Genomic DNA, 20,841 nt, shown 5'->3' with positions numbered 1-20,841 from the left:
CCTAAAAAATACTGTTTTTTTCTATTATTGTTTCCTCCTCGAAGGTCAACGGGTTCACCTTGACTAGTCCAAACATTATTGTGTCGTTTTCTCCTATGTCGACATTGGACAGTACCTCAAAGCTACGGGAAGACAGATCTACCCCAGATATTATCCCTATGCCTTTGAGCATTTTGCCGTCGCCGCTTATTCCGACGAGGGTATGCATGAACTCTGCTCCCGTCATTATTCTTACCCGCCTGTGTCCATACATGGCTTTTAGGAAGGAGGAAATCTCTTCTGGGACGCTTTTTTCAGAGAATATGCTTACATGGTCGTCTGACATCTCTGCATAGTGGACTCTGCTACCTAGAATGTACTCAAGCCTTGTGAGCTCGTTTTTTCCCAGCTCGTTCCCTGTGAAGGTCAAGGTGTAGAGGATTTTTCTACCCACGAAGCTCACTTTTGTTGTCTTTGCATTGGCCAGATACTTCCTGTACTGGTATTTCCGGTACTCTTTCCTGTCTACGCGGTCCCTAGCCTTTACAAGCTGTGGGACGTCTATCCTGATGGTCTTCGTTACTTGGCCCAGTATCTTCTCCATCTGTATGCATTCGTTTGGTCTAGACACGATTAGGGCAACGTCTGGCTTTGCGACTAGGGCTTTGAAAAGCTTAAGCTCCCTGCCTTCGAGCTCTGTAACCCAGCCCGTCGTATCGATGATTATCCGGTCTGCCTTCAGCTCGTCCTCAGCCTTTTCGACTAGGAGCTTCACGCCTGCAACGTGCCTGTGTAGTAGGCCTGCTGGCGTTATGTTTCCCACGAAGAACCCATCTATGAAGTGTGCCTCAGAAAGCGTAAGCACTGGCTTCTCTATTATGCCGAGCCCAATAGTCGTGGGCGGGCCAATGCTTTTCTGACCTATATCCGCGTCGACTACTGCGACTTTTTCGCCTTTCTCGGCGAACTTGTTTGCGAGGAAAGTAGCCACGGAAGTTTTCCCTGAGTCTAGTCCGCCAACTATCATTATCTTCTTGGCGTCTTTTTCGAGAATACGGAAGACTTCCTCACGCGAAGGCGGGACAGTGTCCCCCTTAACAAAGGATACTCTGCCAGTATACAGGTCTATCTCTGAATCCTTCAATGCGTAGAGTGGAACAGCTCTTAGCGGCTCCACGGTGTATTCGCGGTCCGCCTCAAGTATTGATCCATAGGCTCTAAGCTCTCCGCCTAGAACCCTAAAAGAAGACTCGCCCTCAACTATGAGCGTGTAGCCCTCAGGAATAGTAATCTTCGGCATTGGTTCTCCAATAACCTTTTTATCTCCAGTGAAATATTTTTTGTCGTGGTTCAAACCCGTTTTAAGATAGGAAATGTTACTGTGAGGCTTATCCAAGGAGACATCACCGAGCAAGACGTAGATGTCATTGTCAATGCGGCTAACAGCTATCTCAAGCACGGGGGAGGAGTCGCGTTAGCCATAGTCCGCAAGGGTGGAGAAATAATACAGAAAGAGAGCGATGAATGGGTGAAAAGGAACGGCCCTGTCCCAGAAGGCGAAGTAGCCGTGACCACTGCTGGGAAACTCAAGGCCAAATACGTTGTCCACGCGGTTGGCCCTAAGTTTGGCGACCCCGAGGGCGACGTCAAGCTCAGAAATGCTATACGCAACTCTATCCTCAAGGCCGAGGAGCTGGGACAATCGAGCATAGCCCTTCCAGCAATATCTACTGGCATCTATGGATACCCCTACGAGCGATGTGCACAAATAATGGCCGACATAGTCAAGGAGCTTTCGCCAAGCCTAAATAACTTGAAAGAGATAAGAGTTGTCTTGTGGGGGCAAGAAGCATTCGAGACGTTTAGAAGGATTTTCCACGAGAAGCTGTCGGGCTATACCTCGTCCTGTGACTGAATCCCTACCTGCCTTCTTCCAATTAGCCAAGCTACAAAAAGGGCCCCGAAAACAACTACATAGATGAGAAGCCTTGTTTCAGACACATCGCGGAGCTCCATGGTTATAATTTCCCTCACGATGAAAATGAGGGCGGCTTCTATGACGATGATCACGGAGATGTGTTTTTCCTGTATACCCGTTATCAGGGTGCGCATAAGGTCAATTGACACGATCATTAAGAGTGCCTCGTCTAGAAAGGTGACGAAGTGTTGGCGCTGAAAGGTAGATGTAACAGCAAGGTCGACGGCTTCTCCTGCAAGCTTGAAGAGGGACAGTAGAACGCTGACACCAAGCAAGATTGCTATTGCGAGTTCCAGGATAGATATGAAGTAATGGGAAATCCGCGCTATGCTATGACTCATAAGCACTAGCTTGCTCTTAAAAATATATGTTTTTTCCATAACCAATCATTACAAAACAAAAGTGGTGCACAGGGTTGCTTGAGGTAGCGATACTTGCGGGCGGCGAGGGAAAAAGACTGGGAAACAGCTACAAGCCACTACTACGCATATGTGGAAAACCAATACTCATGAACATGATAGAAAAACTCGAAAAACTAGAGCCAAGCATAATAATTGTTGTCCATACAGAGGAACAAGAAAACATGCTTAAAGTGGAGCTCGAAGCCCTGAAGCAAAGGACAAACATTAGAATAATAAGAGACGCGATAAACAGCCAAGCATCCCTTATAGGCCTCTATACTGCACTTACCAGTTCAACGGGTGACGCGGTCATAGTTATTCCCAGCGACACGCCTTTCCTTGAAGCCTCCTCGCTCCTTAGGCTTAGAGCAAAACTCCAGGATTTCGACGCGGCGATACCTATCTGGCCTAGCGGCTATATAGAGCCACTCATAGCAATATACAGGGTCGCACCAGCACTAGAAGCAGTAAAAGAATCATTGTCCAAGAACATGCTACAAATATCCAGCACTCTGAAAAGGCTGAGAATAAACTATGTCCCAGTAGACCAGGTATTCTCGAGACCAGAAATAGAGACATTCAATATCAACACGTATGAGGACATGGAAAGGGCAGAAAAAATCTGCAGAGAAAAATATGCCATCAATGAGTGACCCACGTCACGGGAACGGGTCTTCTATCAATAGTTGCAAAAGCTTAGTCGTGTTTTCGATGTCCCTCTTGCTGGCTAGAGACGCTGGCGAGTGGATATACCTGACTGGTACGGAGACTGCAGAGACAGTCGCACCGTGAACCAGGAAGCTTCCGGCATCGGTCCCGCTGTATGGAGATATCTGTAGCTGGTACGGCAAAGAGTTCTGCTCCGCGAGCGTCCTGATATGACGGAAGAACTCTACACCAGCAACCATACTCCTATCCATAATTCTGATAGCTGGGCCAGCACCCAGCCTAGTAACGTATTTTTCGGGCGGCACGCCTGGCACGTCGTTTGCAAGAGTACCTTCAACAGCAACAGCATAGTTGGGCTCAAGTTCTTTTGCAAGGACAGATGCCCCCCTCAGCCCCAGCTCCTCCTGGACCGTGAAGGCTACAATGACGCTGCCCCTTCTAGGCTTGGCCCCCTCTTCCAGTGCCTTTAGCAACGCGTAGCATCCAACCCTGTCGTCTAGGGCCTTGCTTATTATGATGTCTCCGAGGTCTCTAAAGTTTCCCTGGAAACTTATAGGTGTCCCTACCTCGACGCCCCTTTCTTCTGCCTCCTTCCTCGTGGAAACACCTATATCAACATATAGGTCATCAATTGAGAGCTCCTTCGAGGGCCCCGTCCTTAGATGCGGAGGAGTACTCCCTATCACGCCCTCTACGGTGCCCCTCGCTGTTAACACTTCCACGACCTGTCCCGGAAGCCCCTCTGGAGTAACCCCGCCTAGAGGCGTGACCCTAAGGAAACCATTATCTGTAATAAAAGACGTCAAAAGTCCAACCTCGTCCATGTGTGCCGCAAGCAGAAGGCTTGGCCTTTCCTCGCCCAACACGACGTACACGTTTCCAATATTATCTGTAACAGGCTCATAGCCGAGCTCGGTGAGCCTCTCGGCGATGATTTCCCGAACGTTCTTCTCGAAGCCCGAAGGTGCAAGAGCATTGGCTAAACTTGAAAGCAGGCCTGTGTCTATCACGCGGGTTTTTACATTTGGACAATTTTAAAATTTTCTAGGTAAAATTTTTGATATTCATGTTTAAAAATAACGGAGAATATAAATATTTCTAAGAAAAAAATAATACTTGACCAAAAATGAAAGCCGGCTACGTAAACAGGATTTTAACGGTAAACCTTTCTGACAATACCATTAAAGAGGAACCAATTGACCCACAAGTAGCAGAAAAATACATTGGCGGCAAGGGCTACGCCCTATACGTATTCTATCACAGATATCTCAAGGAGTACATGGCTAAGGGCATCTCTCCAAAGGACATTGACCCGCTAGGACCAGAAAACGTTCTAGCCTTTACAACGGGACCAATAACGGGCATAGCCGGAGTCCCATCTCCAGGCAGACACCACGTGATGGCTCTCAAGTCTCCACTCACAGGCTCTATTGCTAGTGCAAACTCTGGAGGAGAATTCGGCGCATACATGAAGTTTGCAGGCTACGACATGATCTTTATCGAGGGCGCCGCAGAGAAACCAGTCTATCTAGAAATAGTCAATGGACACGTAGAGATAAAAGACGCTTCTGACCTCTGGGGCAGAAACGTTTTCGACACTACACGTATACTGAAGAGCAGGGTCAAAGGCGAAAACGTCAGCGTTGCATGTATCGGGCCCGCAGGCGAAAACCTCGTTCTCTTTGCGAACATCATGAACGACGAGCACAGGGCAGCTGGCAGGACAGGAGTAGGCGCAATAATGGGAAGCAAGAAGTTAAAAGCAATAGTCGTCTCAGGAAACCAAAAACCACAAATCGCTAATCCAGAAGGGTTCCGCGAACTCTCAAAGAACCTAATAGAGAGGATCAGGAAGAACCCAGTTACCGGAGGAGGACTGCCAAAATACGGTACAGCCGTACTAGTAAACATTATCAACCAGGCGGGGATGCTCCCCTACAAGAACTGGCAATTCGGCTACAACCCAGAAGCCGACAAGATAAGCGGAGAGACACTTGAAAAGACATACCTAATAAAGAGGAGGCCATGCTGGGGCTGCCAGATAGGGTGCGGGAGAGTCGTGAAGGTTCCATTTGGACCGTACCAGATAATGTACAGCGAGGGACCAGAATACGAGTCCATCTGGGCGCTAGGCAATGATACAGGAGTAATGGATCTAGCCGCAGTCATCAAGGCAAACCACCTCTGCGACGAGCTAGGTCTCGACACAATCACTATGGGTAGCACCATTGCAACTGCGATGGAGCTGTACGAGAAGGGTTACATACCAGAGGAAGACCTGCAAGGCATGGACATGAAGTTTGGAAACGCCGCGGCAGTTGTTGAAGCTGTTTGGCGCACGGCCTACAAGGCAGGCTTCGGCGCAAAACTCGCCCTGGGAAGCAAGAGGCTAGCAGAAATGTACGGTGCACCAGAATTATCAATGAGCGTAAAGGGCCTCGAAATGCCAGCCTACGACCCAAGAGGCTCGAAAGGCATAGGGCTAAACTATGCAACCGCTAACAGGGGAGGATGCCACGTAACAGGCTACACAATCTCTCCCGAGATACTTGGACTACCGCAGAAGATCGACCCATTGACACCTGAAGGAAAAGCCCAGTGGGTCAAAATCTTCCAGGACCTTACAAGCGTCGTCAACTCAGCTGTAAACTGTCTCTTCACAACCTTCGAGATAGGGGCCAAAGACTATGCAGACCTCTTCAACACCATTGCAGGCTTTAACTTCACTGACAGCGATGTGTTGAAGATAGGTGAAAGGATCTATAACCTAGAAAGATACATAATGTCCCTCTACGGCTTTAGCGCCAAAGACGACACCTTGCCTCCAAGACTAACAAAGGAGCCAATGCCCGAGGGACCCGTCAAAGGCCAAGTGGTAGAGCTCGACAAGATGCTCGCGGAGTACTACAAGCTGAGAGGCTGGGTCGACGGAGTTCCAACAAAGGAGAAGCTCAAAGAGCTAGGCATAGAGCTCTAAAAAATTATTTTTCTTTTTTTCTTTTAGTCCTTCGGGGTAAAACTTTTTATTCCTTTTTTTTAGATAGAAAGAGGGGAAAATGGTAAAGGTAAAATTTCTACTGTTTGCAACCCTGAGAGAAACATACAATACAAAAGAAATTGAGGTTGAATGCGACGGGACACTGAAGGATGCAGTTGTTAAGGCTTCTGAGAAGCTGGGAAAAGAATTCTACAATGAGATATTCGAGGACGGCTCCTACAGAAAAGACCGTATAATCCTTATCAATGGCCGGCACATACAGTTTGTAACAACACAGGAACTAAAGGATGGAGACACAATTGCGGTCTTCCCTCCAATAGCTGGTGGGTAGGCACGACACTAAAAGACTTCGGGATAGAAGTAAACTACAAAGTGTGGTTTACAAAAAACGGTAAACCAGTTCTGGGCAAAGGTGGCGTAGACCTTCTATTAGCAATAGATGAGGCGGGCTCGTTGCAAGCCGCAGCCCAAAAACTTGGATATTCATACAGCTTTGCATGGTCATACTTGAAAAAGCTCGAGGACAGCCTTGGAATTAGACTCGTAGAGCTCCATAGAGGTGGGGCCACAAAGGGCTGGGCTAGGCTAACAAAGGAAGGCAGAGAGCTTCTAGAACTATACAAGAAGATAGAGAACGAGATAGACAAGACTGTGAAAAGTTTTGAATAGTTTTCCTATATTATATAGTTCCCCATTTTTTGCCTGGTATTAATTATTGTATATCCTATTTTCCCAAATTATTTTTCTTCATAAATTTTCTGCTAAATATTTTTAAAAACTTCCCGCATATATTCATGTGAGCAAAGAACTAGTCGTAATTGCCCTAGGAGGTAACGCACTAATAAGGGCAGGACAGAGAGGCACTTTCGAGGAGCAGCTCTCCAACCTCTCTAAGATAGCTACCTACATTGTCCAGTTGGCCGAGAAGTATAGCCTTATAATAACACATGGAAATGGCCCCCAAGTTGGGAACTTGTACCTCCAGCAGGAGACAACAAAGGACGTGCCGCCCATGCCACTACATGCATGTGGAGCGATGACCCAGAGCCTCATAGGCTACATGATACAACAGGCCATTTCGACTGCTGATCCAAGCCTAGACGTGGCCGTTGTAACTACACGTGTAGAAGTTGACCCAAACGACCCAGCGTTTAGGTCTCCCTCCAAGCCTATAGGCCCATTTTATCCAGAAGACAGGCTCGAGGAACTGAAAAAGAAGGGATGGGATCTTGTACATGTACCAGGCAAAGGATGGAGAAGGGTTGTCCCCTCGCCGTTGCCGCGGAGAATACTCGAACTAAACGTTATAAGGAGGCTTATAGGAAACTCTGACATAGTAGTCGCCGTGGGGGGCGGCGGCATACCTGTTATAAAGCGTGGAGAGGGCTATGAGGGAGTAGACGCCGTTATAGACAAAGACTTAGCTTCCTCACTCCTCGCCTCCGAGCTTAACGCCTCCAGGTTCGTGATCCTAACTGACGTCGACGGGGTGTACCTCGACTATGGAAAGCCGACGCAGCGGGTGCTCCCGGAGCTTTGTGCAGGAGAAGCTCTCCAAATGGTTGGAAACGGCATGTTCCCTAGGGGGAGCATGGGGCCAAAAGTTGAAGCAGCAGCCCTCTACACACAGAAGACTGGGAAAGTGTCTGTGATCTCGCATCTAGACAAGATCCTCGACGCCGTAGATTTAAGGTTTGGAACTAGGATACTTCCATGTAAATAATTTGTCCAGGGAAGCAAAACACTTTTTAACACCTAAAATTCTCCATGAAATAGTGATACAAATTGAAGAAAGCATTATCCATTTTGCTTCTAATCCTATTGTCAAGCTTCATCACAGTCACGCATGAGGAAACTAGGGGCGTTATAATCACGGGACGTGTTACCTATACCATTACTGGAGGCTTCCTACTAAAAAACGACTATAATACGACTATTCGCGACTATGTCTACGTTTCCGTGCCTCAAAACACGTCCTACCAACAGAGCTTCGTTGTATCAATGAATCCCGCTCCTATCAGGTACGTGGTAGACGAGGATGGAAATACGTATGCGGTTGTATTCGTAGAGGCGGTTCCTGGCAGGAAATACTGGATAAATGTCACATACAGGGTTACAGTTTACAGCTATCAAGTAGACGAGTCTGCACATAAAGGCGCTTGGCCCCCCTTCGGCCTCGTCAAGAAATACACTACTACCTCTGGCTACTGGGACATATATAACCTAACCTTGATTGAGATAGCAAGAGAGGTTGCCTCAGCAAATACCCCCCTCGAGACAGTCACAAAACTGGCAAAATGGGTAGTCCAGAGAGTGAACTACCAAGTATATATGGGAAGGGCTGGTAGCGACCACGCATTAACGCGTACATGGATGGGCTACGCTATAACAGGAGACTGTGTGGAGGTTGCTGATGTCTACGTAACCCTAGCAAGGATTCTCGGGATACCCTCGAGGACAGCGTTCGGCATCATATTGGAAAAATACAACCAGGACATGTGGCTAAACTTCTCCACAATAGAAACTGAGGGGGAAAATCTTCTCCTCCACTGGGGAGGCCATATGTGGCCACAAGTATACGTCGACCCCTATGGATGGATAGACGTCGACATGCTTGACGGCCTCGTACCAAACGTCGGGATATACAGTGCGAGGCACATACTGTTTGGTGTCGAGGAAACCAAGTACTATGGGTCTTCTCTGTCTAGCACGGCGATACCAAGCTACCTTACACTCGAATATGTGGAGTACCACTTTAGAGGTGAATAATGTGAGGAAGCTCGGGGCAATACTGGCAACAGTCTTCATTTTGAGCCTGACGTTGCAGGCCATCAATATCCGGGCCCAGCCACGGTACTGGATAGGGCTCAACTTCCGTCTAACTTTTAACTCTGACGGAACCGTGACCGTAGACCAGAAGCTTCATCCATTCACGGTAGACGGGAAAAGCCTTCTCAACGATCCGGATGTGGCAAGAGACATGAATCAGTCTATTGCTCGGATGATAAGCTATTCGCTACTACTGTTTAGCGACAATCCAAAGCTTCTCAAGTACCAGGTATTAAAGTCGCTTGAGAAGAGGTATGGAGAGACGGTGCTATGTGACGTTACGGGCACGGGAAGAATGCAGGAGTTCCCAGGAGCCTATATTATCTCCGTAAAGATATGGCTAAACACGAGCAACTACGTGAGGCAACTCAATGGTTCACTTTTTGAAGTTAAGGTAAGGGACAGTTTTACGAGCACCGACCCGCGTAGCTGGCTGGACGTCCTGGAGGTCTATTTCAACGGGACAGTCTTGCAGGGCTATAGATGGGAGCCTCCCTACGCGCATGGTCCGCAGGAAACCCAGGGAAGGCTCGTGTGGGTAAACCATAACGAGCAAGAGGCGCCAGACTTCTATGTGTTTCAGCTAGTTATACCGGGTCTTGTAAAGGTGGGCGAGCCGCCGGAGGTTAAAGCAAAAATAGTTTCTGCAGAGGTTCTCGGCGACGGTCTGCATGTAGTGGTACAGAACGTTGGCACAACGAGTGGCTATGTTTACGTTAGGGCTCTTACGACCCCAGACCAGGCCAGGAAGGTATACCTCTATGTAAACGAGAAACAGGAACTGGTGTTTCCGGATGTGAGAAACGCCCCAGTGGAGGTTGAGCTCTACTCGGGGGACAGCATGCTTGACCGGGCAACCGCTACTAGGAGACAAGAAGTGTTTATTCCACCGGCTTGGCGTCCATACCTAATCATAATAATGGCCTTTGTAGCCGCCTTGCTAGTTTTTATCGTAATATTTTTTCTTCGTGAAGAAAAAGAGAGAAAAAGTAGTTTATAATTAGGCTGTGTGTTTAGAGGTGCCGACCTCCTTTACTAGGATGTATGGTGTCCTAGTGGGGGTCTCTACTTCCCACCAGTACATGTCATATGTTTCTTTTCCAAGTGCAACTATGTTTTGTAGTATTCTTGGGAAACTGTCCGCTATCCTAAGCTTTTTAGCGGCTCCAACTATTTCGCCGTTTTTGACTATGAGTATGGCGTCCCTGAGTATGGTGCTGAATGTTCCCTCTATGTAGTTCTGTAGCCTGGTGTACCAGTTGTTCGTGACTACGAGTCCCTCCTTCATCTCTGCGAGTAGCTCTTCGAAGCTGTGGTCTCCTGGATGTATATTTATGTTCCATACACGTGGGAATATCATGCCGGCGTTTCCGGTAGATTTGCCACCCATCTTGGACGCTGTCTTCGTGTTGTGGAGTATATTGCTCAATACGCCTTTCTCGATTATGGGTTTGCTGTAGGTTCTCAGGCCCTCGTCGTCAAACGAGGTGGAGCCTGGCAGTTCAGGGTTCCTTGGGTCGTCTAACAGCGTCAGTTTTTCTGTGGCCACTCTTTCGCCGGGCTTCTTGTTCATGAATATCGAGAAGCCCATCATTATGGAAGAAGCTGTAGCCATGTCGGCGATATAGTTAAAGAAGTTCCCGGCAACCATTGGTGAAAGCAGGATGTTTGTTTTGCCGGGTGGGTATTCTTCCTGCCTCCTAGACTCATATGCAAATCTGGAAGCGGTCTCGGCGACTTCTTCTATCTTCTTCATGTCTAGGCGCCTTGAGCCAAGGCTCCACTGTCCAGAACCATCTCCGGCAAAAGACCTTAGGTAGACCTTTAGGTATGTAGAGTCCTCTACGAGTTGTGCGTCTTTACTGTTTACTAGGCATTTTTGTTCATACGTGAGTTGTACCATGCCGGCGAAGGTGTCGATCTTGTACCTGTTGGCAGACTCGACAATGGCCTCTGAGACGGGCGACGGGTCTTCTATTGCCTTCAATAGCTTCTGGTCTACTAGTCCTGGTAGTGGTTCATGCTTTTCTGGGCTAGGCAACGGAGCGTAGAGCATCGAGGGCGGGATTTTTTCATGCATAGTCAACAGCGAGTCTATGGTCTTGTAGACCTGGTCGAGGTTGTGTATAGGGATGTCTGTTCCCAGTATCCTCTGGCCCTTGACAAGGTATACTCCAGCTACACGGTCTGTCCAGTTCTGGACAACGCTTGGCTCCCCGTTTGCAAACTTTACCATTACGCTTTCTCGGCTATACGTCATTACGGCTACTTCTTCGAAGCCAGCCTTCAATGCATGTTGCTTTATCTTTTCTCCAATCTCTATCAACATTTCCCTGCTCATCCTATCACCCTCAACTTAATGTTTCTTACACGAACATTTGGGCCACCAAACCAGACAGGTACACCCTGCATTGGCTCTCCTTTGCCGCATGTCCCCGCATAGAAGGCTAGGTTTTTGTCTGCGGCGTCCACGTTCGAGTAAAATGTCTTTGTTGTTAGTTCGAGCACGGGGTTCCTGACGAGCCCCTTTAGCTCTCCGTTCTCGATTAGGTATGCCTCCAGCCCACCGTACCGCTGGCTCCACCGCTCGTCGTCGATGTTCCACTCCATATAGCTCTTGATGTACACCCCGAACTTAATGTCCTCGATTAGTTCTTCAAACGTGTGGTCGCCGGGGGCAAAGTAGGTGTTAGCCATTCTAACAATCGGTTCTCCCTCGTGGCTCATAGCTCTTGCCGCCGCATTGCTGTGTGTATTGAAGATGGAGGCCGTCCACCTATTGTGCAGGAACTCGTTGATGATGCCGTTCTTGCAGAGGTACCTTGGCCTAGCTGGAACCCCCTCGTCGTCGTAGAGGTAGAAGCCGTTGCTCCCGGGAATAGTTGGGTCATCAATTACTGTTGCATATTCGCTTCCGATCCTTTCGCCCAGCATGTTAGGCTTTATGAAGCTTTTTCCAGCCTGTGCAGCTTCTCTGCCAAGTATCCTGTCTGCCTCGCTGGGGTGTCCACAGCTCTCGTGTACCATTAGCCCAACTATCTCGCTTCCAACAACGACGTCGACAGGCGTGTCTACTGGTGGCTTAGTTGCCTCTAGCAGTATTTTTTCAAATGTTTTAACGTCTTCTGGCAGATAGCCGTGTACATTCCACTGATTTATAAGTTCATATCCACCGGAGGCTGCATGCGAGAAGAATCTCTGTATCACGCCCTTGCTCGGCAAGGACACTACGACGTTGTATCCTAGGGAGAGCCTGGGTATCCTGCTCTTTATGTATGCCCCATCTGTGTTAACGATTATTTTTTCTTCGAGGCTTTCACCGTAAAAAGACGTCATGGTTGCGACTTTGGCCTGGCTGATAGCTGTGCTTACATTTTTCCAGAGTTCCTTGTGATAGTTGCTTTTCTCCTGGAAGTCGACGTCTTCAGGTTTAACCTTGGCAGTCGCCTCGTATGTGACTCTTCCAAGCCTTTCCTCGCTAAACACGATTGGCTTCTTCTGTAGCTTTGAATGAGACTTCGCCTTCTTGTATGCTTTTTCTACTGTTGCCAAGACGTCTTCCTGTGTAAGTGAGCTCGTAGAAGCAAAACCCAGCGAGCCATCAACAATTACTCTTACAGCTATTCCCTGGGAAAAAGACTTCTCTGCCCCTATAATCTCCCCGTTGCGGGCCGAGAGCCCACTCCTCGAAATAGAGTGGTAACGCGCCTCGACGTAGGTTGCGCCTAGCTTTTCGCCGTGAGAAACAGCTTTTACAACTAGGTCTTCAAAGTTCCAGGTCATTTTGTTCAAGAAAGTAAAATGCAAAAAACATATTTGTCTTTCCATGTTTTACACAAAGGAAAGCCTACAGCTGACATGTTATATCACACTTGTATATAGAAAAGTTAAAGAACATGGTCAACTCGCAAAACAGGTATGAAACTGGTCTTCATTGGTCCTCCCGGCGTGGGTAAAGGCACATATGCAAAAGCTGTCTCAGAAAAATTCGGGATACCCCATATTTCTACTGGCGACATCTTCAGAGAAGAAATAAAGAAAGGGTCTGAGCTCGGAAAAAGGGTAAAAGAATTTCTAGACAAGGGTCTACTCGTCCCAGACGACATAGTGATCGAGGTTGTAAAGCAACGCCTCTCTATGGACGACTGTAGGAAGGGCTTTATCCTTGACGGGTTCCCGAGAACACTTCAGCAAGCAGAAGCCCTTGAACAGTTTGCCAGTCCGGAGTGGGCTTTCCTTTTCCAGGCCAGGGACGAAACTATACTAGAAAGGCTGGGCGGGAGAAGGGTATGCCCAAAATGTGGCGCTATTTACCACATAAAGTACATGCCGCCAAAGGTTCCAGGGATATGCGACAAGTGTGGAACTCCACTCATCCAACGCAAAGACGATACCCCAGAAGTCATAATGGAGCGTCTAAAAATCTACAGGGAGCAATTTACACCAATAATCTTGTTCTATAAGGAGCGTGGAAGACTAGTCGAGATAGACGCCAACGAGCAAGCAGATAAAGTAGTCCCTGTAGTCATAGAGAGGCTCAGAAAACTATACAACGTCTAGTCCAGCCTCCTAAGGCTACGGACAGCGTAGATATAGATGAGGGCAATACCAACTGTAGCCACGACAATTGCCTGAATTGGAAGCCTTTTTGAAAGTTCTTGACTAATCGAGACCCAGAGGTAGAAGATAAGGATAATGACGGAGTAAAATGGCAAATAGTACCTTGCAAGATAGTAGACTCCCCGGACCTCACTGTACATGAGAATCTCAAAGAAGTCTCTAATAATCAGTATGGTGATTATTTGGGCAAAAAGAACCCCAGCCGGATAGTTTAATGCGCCTAGAAGCGCCAAAAATATACAGTAAGCGCTAGTAAACACGTTTAGCAGAAGAGGACTTTTATAAAAATAGGAAATTAAAGTCCCAGTAAATATTAGGATAAGTATAAGCTGAATCACCAGCGATGGAACAAGCACCACTGTCTCTAGGGCCACAATAGAGAAAATAGCTATAGCGGTGAAAAGTTCACGCATATGCACTTAACATCGCCTCAACCAATCTGAGCAACTGGAAGTCAATCTTCAGATCTCTACCTGAGCCAATTACTCCAATTATTCCTTTCTCCCAGACCTCGCTTAGTCTACTGACTACTTGTTTCTTCTCGCCCTTGCAGTATTTTTCAACGATCCTAAATGGATTAATAGCGATAGGTACAACTGTATAGCCCCTGGAAACCGCCTCTCTCAAAACACCGTTGCCGGAAGGCTCGGTGAAGGCCGAAACAACGAAGATCAGGGATCCACTCTTAGTTAGAAACGGGGAAGTAAGCTGAAAGACTTCAGAAAAGTCTACGAGCGGTTTAAACTCAAGGCACTTGACGTCAGCAAGTGAATGAAGAATCCTGAGCATGTGTCTCTTACCGAAGCCTGGCCTGACCCAGTCACGGTAGCTACCAGTCACGAGCAGGGATACCCTGTTCCCCCTCTTTGTCAAATAGTTTACAAGTGTGGCTGTCAGCTCCACCATCTTGTCTACAACTACGTTTGTCAATTCTTTGCCAAGCAATCTATTGCTTGGCACATCCAAGACAACTAGGCATTCCAGAGACTTCTCTACACGATATGTATTCACGAAAGGCTTTCTAGACTTTGCGACGGCCTTCCAGTTTATTCTTTTACCTGTCAGCTCATGCGCTTCTGCTACTTCCTGGAACTCGAAGCCCTCGCCCGGCGTATTTGAGGGTACCTCTCCAGCCATGTGGGTTGTCCGCGCATATGGCATTTTCAGATAGCTAACTCTATGCATACGGGGCAGGAAACCCACAGTCTCCGGTGGCACTTCTAAAACCTTTCTCCGAGTGACAAGAAACGGGTCCAACTGCCAGACCTCTAGGGGCCCCACTGGGAAATGGCCTCTCAGATCAGAAGACAAAGCGTAGACAAACGCGAACTCTTGGTGGGGCTTTAAAGCTATCAACACGTGGGGAAGCTTCTCGTCAACTTTTAAATTGATGGATAACTTTTCTTCGAGCTCGAGGAGGACGTCTCGTCCCGAAAGATTTTTCACAGCGATTTTTACCCTTATGGTGTCCCCTACAAATGTTGTGCTCGGAGTAATTTCACGACGAACTTGTAAAAGAGAAGGGTCTATGGGAGTCTGATAGATGGCTAGGAGAACGGGTAAGAATAACGGAATAGAAAGAAAAGACACAAACCATTTCTGGAGTATAATTGAAACGGTAAGGATTACAAGGCCTGTGAAAACAAGGAAAAACCCCTTGGGAGTCAAGCTTTTCCACCAAAGTCCCTTGGCACTTCAACCCTCTGCAGGACTCTATCGATAAGAATCTCGGGGGTCAGCCCTCTTACTAGCGACTCGGACTTCATGACTAGCCTGTGGGCCAGAACGCTGGGAGCTATCTCTTTAACGTCATCTGGCAAAACATAGTCGCGTCCCCTAATGAAGGCCAGTGCTCTACTTGCTTTTAGAAGGCTCTCGGTTCCCCTAGGGCTTACCCCTACCTCTACCTCTTTTAGTTCGCGGGTTGCCCGACAAATATTGACAATATATGTGAATATTGTGTCGTCCACGTATACATCCTCCACCTTCTTTACCAGCTCTAAAATGTCGTTTTTGCTTAGAACCTTTTCAACATCTGCCTGATCCTTCTTTCTCTCAACACGTTTCTTGAGGATCAAAACTTCCTCCTCATATGATGGGTACCCCATCCTTATTTTAAGGAGAAACCTATCAAGCTGTGCTTCTGGCAACGGGTACGTCCCCTCGTACTCAATGGGGTTAAGTGTAGCAATAACCATGAAAGGTGTCTCTAGCTGGAAGGTTACACCGTCGACCGTTACTTGTCTCTCTTGCATGGCTTCGAGAAGTGCGCTCTGTGTTTTTGGAGGAGCTCTATTGATCTCGTCGGCTAAAAGAAGATTGGTAAAGATTGGCCCCCGTCTAAACTTAAAAGTAGAACTATGCATATCGAAGATGTGGCTACCAGTGATATCTGCAGGCAGAAGGTCTGGAGTGAACTGTATTCTCCGAAACTCCAGGTCCAAAACCCTCGCGAAAGTAGATGCGAGAAGCGTCTTTGCTAGACCCGGATAGTCCTCGATTAGGACATGTCCGCCTGAGAGAAGAGCGACCAGCAATTTTTCGACCACGTTCCTCTTTCCGATGACAGCTTTTTCTATCTCGGTGAAGACTTTTTCCAATTTCTGTTTTTCGGGCGACGACATTTATTTCACTTTTCGTCTATTCTGTTTGAAAAACAAATTTAAGAAGTTTTGTCTCGTCTTCGACACTAATCTTTCCCTCTAAGATTTTGTCGATAAGCGAACTCTCTTTTTCTTCTACCTCGGGAATCATGCTGGGAGAATACTTGAGATATGGCGCTAGAAATTCGAAAAACACAAATGACAAAGCTAAAGCAGACATTAACCATAGGACAGTCCCCGGGAAATTGTCTATGAAAAAGCTAACGCCGCTAAGTCCTAGAAGAATTGCTATGTAAGCTGTCATTATTTTTTCTCGTTTTTTCATTAGATAGACACCCCTTCTGGGACATTTAACGTTGAATATATTCTACGGAGAGCGCTCAAGGCAAGAGCTCGATGCTGCTCACCTAGCGGGTAATTGCTGTACAGTGCCAATTCAAAGAGGCCTGTAAGCTCTTGAACTGCTTCTCGGGGGAGAGCCGGAATCAATGTAACAATTATAGACATGATTTCCCGGGCAGTCCATGATTTCTCAATCTTTACCCCGCGTCCCTCAACTGTCTTGCAAAAAGAATTATACAACCTTACGATTTCATGCCTGAGGTCACTTTCGGGCGCCTCAATTCTTCTAAGAGCTGTTTTTACCTCGCTTCTAACTTCCCTACTTAAACTGTCTTCTTCTTTTCCCTTTAACTCTCTTTGAAACTCTACATAACCAACAAACATGGCTAAGAGGACTACAAATCCAAACGAGACAATTGCTAAAATTAAAGGAATCTGGAAAGCAGAAACAGTCGAGCCCAGCTGTGTAGCTGAAGCATTATTCGAGACTACGAAAGGTCCACCTATAGAACTATTTTGGATGCTCATGTTACTTGTTGAACCAAGAAATTCAGTAGCTCTCCTACTCTTTTCTTGCTCTTCATATATCGCTAAGAGAATAGGAAGCATGGCAAGAAAGATCAATCGTTCCCACTTAGGCTTTCTAGTCTTAGATAGAGGCTCCTCATTCTTTTCTGACCTGAACAACTTGACTAGAATCTCAATGATTTCACGGCGATAAAAGACTATCACAAGGGCAAAAAAGACGAGAAAAAGGTCCGCCAGCCAGCTAAATACTACCACAACGTCGCTTCCCAACGGAGTGAATCCTGACTGGCTATAACTTGAAACCATAAGAACTAGGAGTATATAGAAAAATGCTATGAAAGCGGTTATTCGCTTCATCAACCCCTGGATAAAAACCTAGTCTGACCTTTTAAATTTTAGGCTTTCTCACAAGAAAAAAGCAAGAACCTTTGTAGCTTACCTAGAAAACGACTGACTCTATTTTCTCTAGGTCTTTTTCACTAATTAATTTCCTAAGAGCGTTAATTCCTCTTGGAGACGGATCAAACCTTGGGACTCTAAATATGTCTAGTTTTCCCTCAAAAGTTTCTTCAAATTTTTTGAGATATTCTTTCTCCTCCCCGGAGAAAGAAACCATGTTAATGAAGAGGAACCTTATGGGGACAAACTGGCTTAACTCTTGATATGCCCTTACCGCTACCTGAAAATCTATCGGGAATGGACGTGAAACAAGCGTAGCGAAATGAGAAGCATTTTTTAAAAAGCTTAGAACGTCCTGTGCCAGTAAACGCCAAGAATCGATAAGCTTTAGCGGCTCCTCGGAACCCGTCCTTATCTTGTCAAGCACGCCCTTAACCTTTAGGTAGAGCTTTACCGCCTCTCCGAGGTGCTCATAGAATTCCTTCTCGATTTTTAGCATCCTGAGTCCCCCTCCCGTAGCAACAGTGTCCCAAACAATGATGTCGCAGGTAAGGTTCCTAAAGAGCTCGTATATGTAATAAAGAGTGAACTCCTCTACTATCCCGGGGGCGCCAGCCACATAATCTATTATCTCGGGGCCCACTGGAAATATGCTGGAAGCAACCCTGTAAACCTCGTCTCCGAAACGCTTCTTCCACAAATCAATTATCTTGTCCTCGAAAAGCTGTTCCACGACAAGGTTATCCATTACCTTTACGGGCTCATATGTCAAGGGGAGCTCGAGAACGTCATGCAGAGAGGGCATAAAGTCAGACGACAAGAGATAAACACTGTAACCTCTCTCCGCTAAAGCGACGGCAAAAGCAGAAGAAATAGTTGTCTTGCCAACGCCCCCCTTCCCCCAGAAACTCAAAACCCTTTTAACGACCATTCCCATCACCACACATGCTTCTCTCTAAGTCGAGCAACATTTTCTTCACGTCTACACCCAACTTATAGCCTCCTAGACCCTTCACTGATACTACTCTGTGGCAAGGTATAATTATTAATATGTTGTTTTCAGAGAGGATTCTGCCCACAAGCCTGGGGGACCTAATCCCAGCGCTTACAGCGAGCTCTTTATATGTTATTGTTTTTCCGCAGGGTATGCGTGTAACTTCTTCCAGGACTCGGCGCCTCGAATATGGGCCCTGGACGACGGGCTTGAAAGAAAAAATTTGCCTCTTCCCGTCCAAATATTCGGTCAATTCTTTTTCGAGCAAACGTATAAATGAACCCTGGGGGTGCTTCCTGTATTCTGGGACATCCAGAGTATCCAAATAAAAAACCTTTCCTCCGTCGACTAGTCCACACAGCTTTCCAAGCTTCGTAGAGAAGCATCCATATTCCACTATTCCTCACTCCTCTCCTCAAAGTACACCTTCACAATATTGCCTACGACGCTAACACGGTACTTGGACGCCAACCTTTCTATGGAACTTGTCACAACGTCTCGGCTGAACCCTCTTTCCAAAAGCGTTGAAATAAAGACTCTTCCGACACCGTTAAGCTGGTCTCTCCTAGCCTCTTCTAGAATAACTTTTTCGCACTGTTCTACTAGTTCCTCCATCTATCTGATAGACACTAGAAAAGCTTATTTTATTTATCTAGTAGATGGTGTGGAGGCACATATATGTCGAGTACACTCTTGCAAGTTTACTCTTCACGTGAAGAAGCACAACAAAAGGTTTCCATAATTATACCGTCATATAGGGGCTCCGACAGGCTGTTGAAACTCGTTGAAAAAGTTGCTAGTCTCCCCTATCCCAGTAAAGAACTCATAGTCGTAGTGGACGAACCGACCCCCCTCGTAGCTGAAAAACTCAGAAAAATCCCTGGTGTGAAAGTGGTAATACGTGAAAAAAGGGCCGGAAAAGTCTCAGCGCTAAATACAGCTCTAAAAATGTCTACGGGAGACCTAGTCGTGTTCCTCGACGATGACGTCGCAATCGAGGACGAACTATTTCTCCACAAAATCGTTGAAAAAATGAGAGACTATGATATCGGCGACATCAAGAAAGTAATTGTAGCCTCGGGACTGCTATCAAAAATGGTTTACATAGAATACGTGTCCTACAACTTTGCAAGCATGCTAATGGGGAAACTCGCCAAGCGAACAATAGCCGTGAACGGTGCGGCCTTCGCTATGAAACGAAAAGCACTCGAAGAAATAGGCTACTTCCAGCCATCTGTCTCAGAAGACTTCGACATAGCTCTCAGGTCGTTCAAAAAGAAACACAGGTTCACATATATAGGTGAAACATATGTCCTGAACTATCCTCCAGAAAACATCTCAAAGTGGTTTAAGCAACGTAAAAGGTGGGCGATAGGCCTAGCAATATGGCTTCAAGAAAACTTCCTGGAAGCTTTGACTGCAACCCTGAAGATGCCGCATGTCATAATCCCAGCATTAATCTATGCTTTGCCATCCCTACTGACAACTCTCTTAGCATTCTCCCTTTACAACCACTCTATAGAAAAAACAGCCTATCTGGTAGCACTCACCCTCTCCACGTTCATCAACCAGTTCCTCCCATTCGCGTCAATCATAGCCATAAACATACATCTCTCATATCTCTTAACCGTTGGAGCTTTCTTTATTCCACTTGTTCTATTCTCTCTATGGCATTACATTGCGGCACGAGTAGTAAAATCAAAGACATATTTGTATCTTTACCCATTGTACCTATACATATACCAATTGTTCTGGCTGTCAATACTCCTCGCAGGCTTTCTCAGAGTATTGATCCTTAGAGACAGGAAAGTAGAAGACTGGGTCGTCTAGTCTTCGCTCAGAGCTTTCGACAATTGTTTAACAAAAATTGCACAACCGTTTTATACCACAAACAATTTACAACAAAAAACAGGTGCGCTCCAGATGACGATCGTCATACGTTCATCCCACAGGTCCTATATCTCACCTAATCCACTATCATCCGTAGACAAATACCTCCATGCATCAGCAAACCTCCTAGTATTTAACCCGCCGACGGCTCCAGTAATCGAGATACGTCAAGGATCAATAACCCTCGAACTACAGGAAAAGGTAGTCTTCGGCACCACAGGCAAAGCAGAGATTCTAGCCGATGACAAGCAAATGGAATCCTGGAGGACAGGCACAGCACAAAACACCCTAACAGTTAAAACCAGCGAGACAGCTTACCTAGCTATCAAGGGCCTAGTCATTCCAACCAGCTCACTACAGCCGCTGAATCCGGGAACTACACTTACAACAGTCAACCCGAACAGCGTTCCCGACAAGATTCTCGCCGCTCTAAAAGTTCCACAGGGTCTACGTGCACCCAATGGAGACTGGCTGGAGGCCGTTTCAAAGTTGCAGAGACATTTATCCCTTGTATCAGACGCGGTTCAACGTGGAGCCGAGCTAGTCAAGATAAGGGTTAGCGGAGGGGAATTTGAGGCGTGGGTTCTTGAACTCGAATAAATAGGTCGAGG

General features: G+C 46.8%; 24 protein-coding genes. 11 read left to right on the top strand and 13 right to left on the bottom strand.

Features of this window, described 5'->3' with window-relative positions:
- Nucleotide 1: 1 nt before the first annotated feature.
- Nucleotides 2–1,279 (bottom strand): Clp1/GlmU family protein, encoded by a 1,278-nt coding sequence (locus tag N186_RS01780; protein WP_148681969.1) that lies wholly within the window; start codon nt 1,277–1,279, stop codon nt 2–4.
- A gap of 45 nt (nt 1,280–1,324) precedes the next feature.
- Between N186_RS01780 and N186_RS01775 the strand changes: the two genes are divergently transcribed.
- The gene (locus N186_RS01775) at nt 1,325–1,894 is read left to right on the top strand and encodes an ADP-ribose-binding protein (RefSeq protein ID WP_020962060.1); all 570 of its coding nucleotides are present in this window, start codon (nt 1,325–1,327) and stop codon (nt 1,892–1,894) included.
- On the opposite strand, the gene N186_RS01770 is transcribed toward N186_RS01775, so the two are convergent.
- On the bottom strand, nt 1,873–2,298 hold the full coding sequence (locus tag N186_RS01770; protein ID WP_187147039.1) for a phosphate-starvation-inducible PsiE family protein: 426 nt from the start codon (nt 2,296–2,298) through the stop codon (nt 1,873–1,875). The genes N186_RS01775 and N186_RS01770 overlap by 22 nt on opposite strands.
- 74 nt (nt 2,299–2,372) lie before the next feature.
- On the opposite strand from N186_RS01770, the gene mobA reads away from it, so the two are divergent.
- Nucleotides 2,373–3,011 (top strand): molybdenum cofactor guanylyltransferase, encoded by a 639-nt coding sequence (gene mobA / locus N186_RS01765; protein ID WP_020962058.1) that lies wholly within the window; start codon nt 2,373–2,375, stop codon nt 3,009–3,011.
- Between the two features lie 6 nt (nt 3,012–3,017).
- Here the strand turns inward: mobA and N186_RS01760 are convergent, their stop codons facing one another.
- Nucleotides 3,018–4,037 carry a M42 family metallopeptidase gene (locus N186_RS01760; RefSeq protein WP_020962057.1) on the bottom strand — a complete coding sequence of 340 codons (1,020 nt, stop codon included), beginning with the start codon at nt 4,035–4,037 and terminating at the stop codon, nt 3,018–3,020.
- 116 nt (nt 4,038–4,153) lie between these two features.
- On the opposite strand from N186_RS01760, the gene N186_RS01755 reads away from it, so the two are divergent.
- The 6 genes from N186_RS01755 (at nt 4,154) to N186_RS01730 (ending at nt 9,854) form a co-directional block, all read left to right on the top strand.
- On the top strand, nt 4,154–6,004 hold the full coding sequence (locus N186_RS01755) for an aldehyde ferredoxin oxidoreductase family protein (protein ID WP_020962056.1): 1,851 nt from the start codon (nt 4,154–4,156) through the stop codon (nt 6,002–6,004).
- A 79-nt stretch (nt 6,005–6,083) separates the two neighbouring features.
- On the top strand, nt 6,084–6,356 hold the full coding sequence (locus N186_RS01750; RefSeq protein ID WP_020962055.1) for a MoaD family protein: 273 nt from the start codon (nt 6,084–6,086) through the stop codon (nt 6,354–6,356).
- Nucleotides 6,357–6,397: 41 nt separating this feature from the next.
- Nucleotides 6,398–6,694, top strand: coding sequence for a winged helix-turn-helix domain-containing protein (locus tag N186_RS01745; RefSeq protein WP_020962054.1), 297 nt, complete (start codon nt 6,398–6,400; stop codon nt 6,692–6,694).
- A gap of 127 nt (nt 6,695–6,821) precedes the next feature.
- Nucleotides 6,822–7,748 (top strand): carbamate kinase, encoded by a 927-nt coding sequence (gene arcC, locus N186_RS01740; protein WP_020962053.1) that lies wholly within the window; start codon nt 6,822–6,824, stop codon nt 7,746–7,748.
- Between the two features lie 62 nt (nt 7,749–7,810).
- A complete protein-coding gene (locus N186_RS01735; protein ID WP_020962052.1) occupies nt 7,811–8,794 on the top strand; it encodes a transglutaminase-like domain-containing protein in 984 nt (327 codons plus the stop codon).
- Nucleotide 8,795: 1 nt separating this feature from the next.
- Nucleotides 8,796–9,854, top strand: a complete 1,059-nt coding sequence (locus N186_RS01730) for a hypothetical protein (protein WP_020962051.1) — start codon at nt 8,796–8,798, stop codon at nt 9,852–9,854.
- Here N186_RS01730 and N186_RS01725 read toward each other — a convergent pair whose 3' ends face one another.
- Together N186_RS01725 and N186_RS01720 are read right to left on the bottom strand one after the other, a co-directional pair.
- Nucleotides 9,855–11,195, bottom strand: a complete 1,341-nt coding sequence (locus N186_RS01725; protein ID WP_020962050.1) for a TldD/PmbA family protein — start codon at nt 11,193–11,195, stop codon at nt 9,855–9,857. It abuts the gene before it with no gap.
- Nucleotides 11,192–12,637 (bottom strand): TldD/PmbA family protein, encoded by a 1,446-nt coding sequence (locus N186_RS01720; RefSeq protein ID WP_020962049.1) that lies wholly within the window; start codon nt 12,635–12,637, stop codon nt 11,192–11,194. The genes N186_RS01725 and N186_RS01720 overlap by 4 nt, the downstream gene beginning before the upstream one ends.
- 135 nt (nt 12,638–12,772) lie before the next feature.
- Here N186_RS01720 and N186_RS01715 point away from each other — a divergent pair, with 135 nt between their 5' ends.
- A complete protein-coding gene (locus N186_RS01715) occupies nt 12,773–13,414 on the top strand; it encodes an adenylate kinase (protein ID WP_020962048.1) in 642 nt (213 codons plus the stop codon).
- Here N186_RS01715 and N186_RS01710 read toward each other — a convergent pair.
- From N186_RS01710 to N186_RS01675, 8 genes are all read right to left on the bottom strand, one after another.
- Nucleotides 13,411–13,893, bottom strand: a complete 483-nt coding sequence (locus N186_RS01710) for a hypothetical protein (RefSeq protein WP_148681967.1) — start codon at nt 13,891–13,893, stop codon at nt 13,411–13,413. The two genes, N186_RS01715 and N186_RS01710, sit on opposite strands and share 4 nt — an antisense overlap.
- Nucleotides 13,880–15,142 (bottom strand): DUF58 domain-containing protein, encoded by a 1,263-nt coding sequence (locus N186_RS01705; protein WP_020962046.1) that lies wholly within the window; start codon nt 15,140–15,142, stop codon nt 13,880–13,882. The genes N186_RS01710 and N186_RS01705 overlap by 14 nt, the downstream gene beginning before the upstream one ends.
- Nucleotides 15,139–16,098: an AAA family ATPase gene (locus N186_RS01700; RefSeq protein WP_020962045.1), complete on the bottom strand. Its 960-nt coding sequence runs from the start codon at nt 16,096–16,098 to the stop codon at nt 15,139–15,141. Before N186_RS01700 ends, N186_RS01705 begins: the two co-directional genes overlap by 4 nt.
- Before the next feature lie 16 nt (nt 16,099–16,114).
- Nucleotides 16,115–16,402, bottom strand: coding sequence for a hypothetical protein (locus N186_RS01695; RefSeq protein ID WP_020962044.1), 288 nt, complete (start codon nt 16,400–16,402; stop codon nt 16,115–16,117).
- Nucleotides 16,402–17,304, bottom strand: a complete 903-nt coding sequence (locus tag N186_RS01690) for a DUF4129 domain-containing protein (protein ID WP_020962043.1) — start codon at nt 17,302–17,304, stop codon at nt 16,402–16,404. The genes N186_RS01695 and N186_RS01690 overlap by 1 nt, the downstream gene beginning before the upstream one ends.
- Before the next feature lie 82 nt (nt 17,305–17,386).
- Complete coding sequence (locus N186_RS01685) at nt 17,387–18,277, bottom strand: ArsA family ATPase (protein ID WP_020962042.1); 891 nt, start codon at nt 18,275–18,277, stop codon at nt 17,387–17,389.
- Nucleotides 18,267–18,737 carry a methylated-DNA--[protein]-cysteine S-methyltransferase gene (locus N186_RS01680; protein WP_020962041.1) on the bottom strand — a complete coding sequence of 157 codons (471 nt, stop codon included), beginning with the start codon at nt 18,735–18,737 and terminating at the stop codon, nt 18,267–18,269. Before N186_RS01680 ends, N186_RS01685 begins: the two co-directional genes overlap by 11 nt.
- Nucleotides 18,737–18,955 (bottom strand): hypothetical protein, encoded by a 219-nt coding sequence (locus N186_RS01675; protein ID WP_020962040.1) that lies wholly within the window; start codon nt 18,953–18,955, stop codon nt 18,737–18,739. Before N186_RS01675 ends, N186_RS01680 begins: the two co-directional genes overlap by 1 nt.
- A gap of 63 nt (nt 18,956–19,018) precedes the next feature.
- Between N186_RS01675 and N186_RS01670 the strand changes: the two genes are divergently transcribed.
- Both N186_RS01670 and N186_RS01665 read left to right on the top strand, forming a co-directional pair.
- Complete coding sequence (locus tag N186_RS01670) at nt 19,019–20,170, top strand: glycosyltransferase family 2 protein (RefSeq protein WP_020962039.1); 1,152 nt, start codon at nt 19,019–19,021, stop codon at nt 20,168–20,170.
- 93 nt (nt 20,171–20,263) lie between these two features.
- A complete protein-coding gene (locus tag N186_RS01665) occupies nt 20,264–20,830 on the top strand; it encodes a 5-oxoprolinase subunit C family protein (protein ID WP_020962038.1) in 567 nt (188 codons plus the stop codon).
- The last annotated feature ends 11 nt before the right edge of the window (nt 20,831–20,841 follow it).

Source organism: Thermofilum adornatum (genome assembly GCF_000446015.1).
In the GTDB taxonomy this organism is placed as follows: Archaea; Thermoproteota; Thermoprotei; order Thermofilales; family Thermofilaceae; genus Thermofilum; species Thermofilum adornatum.
Note: the sequence above shows the minus strand (reverse complement) of the source record. Positions and strands in the feature narration are given on the sequence as shown.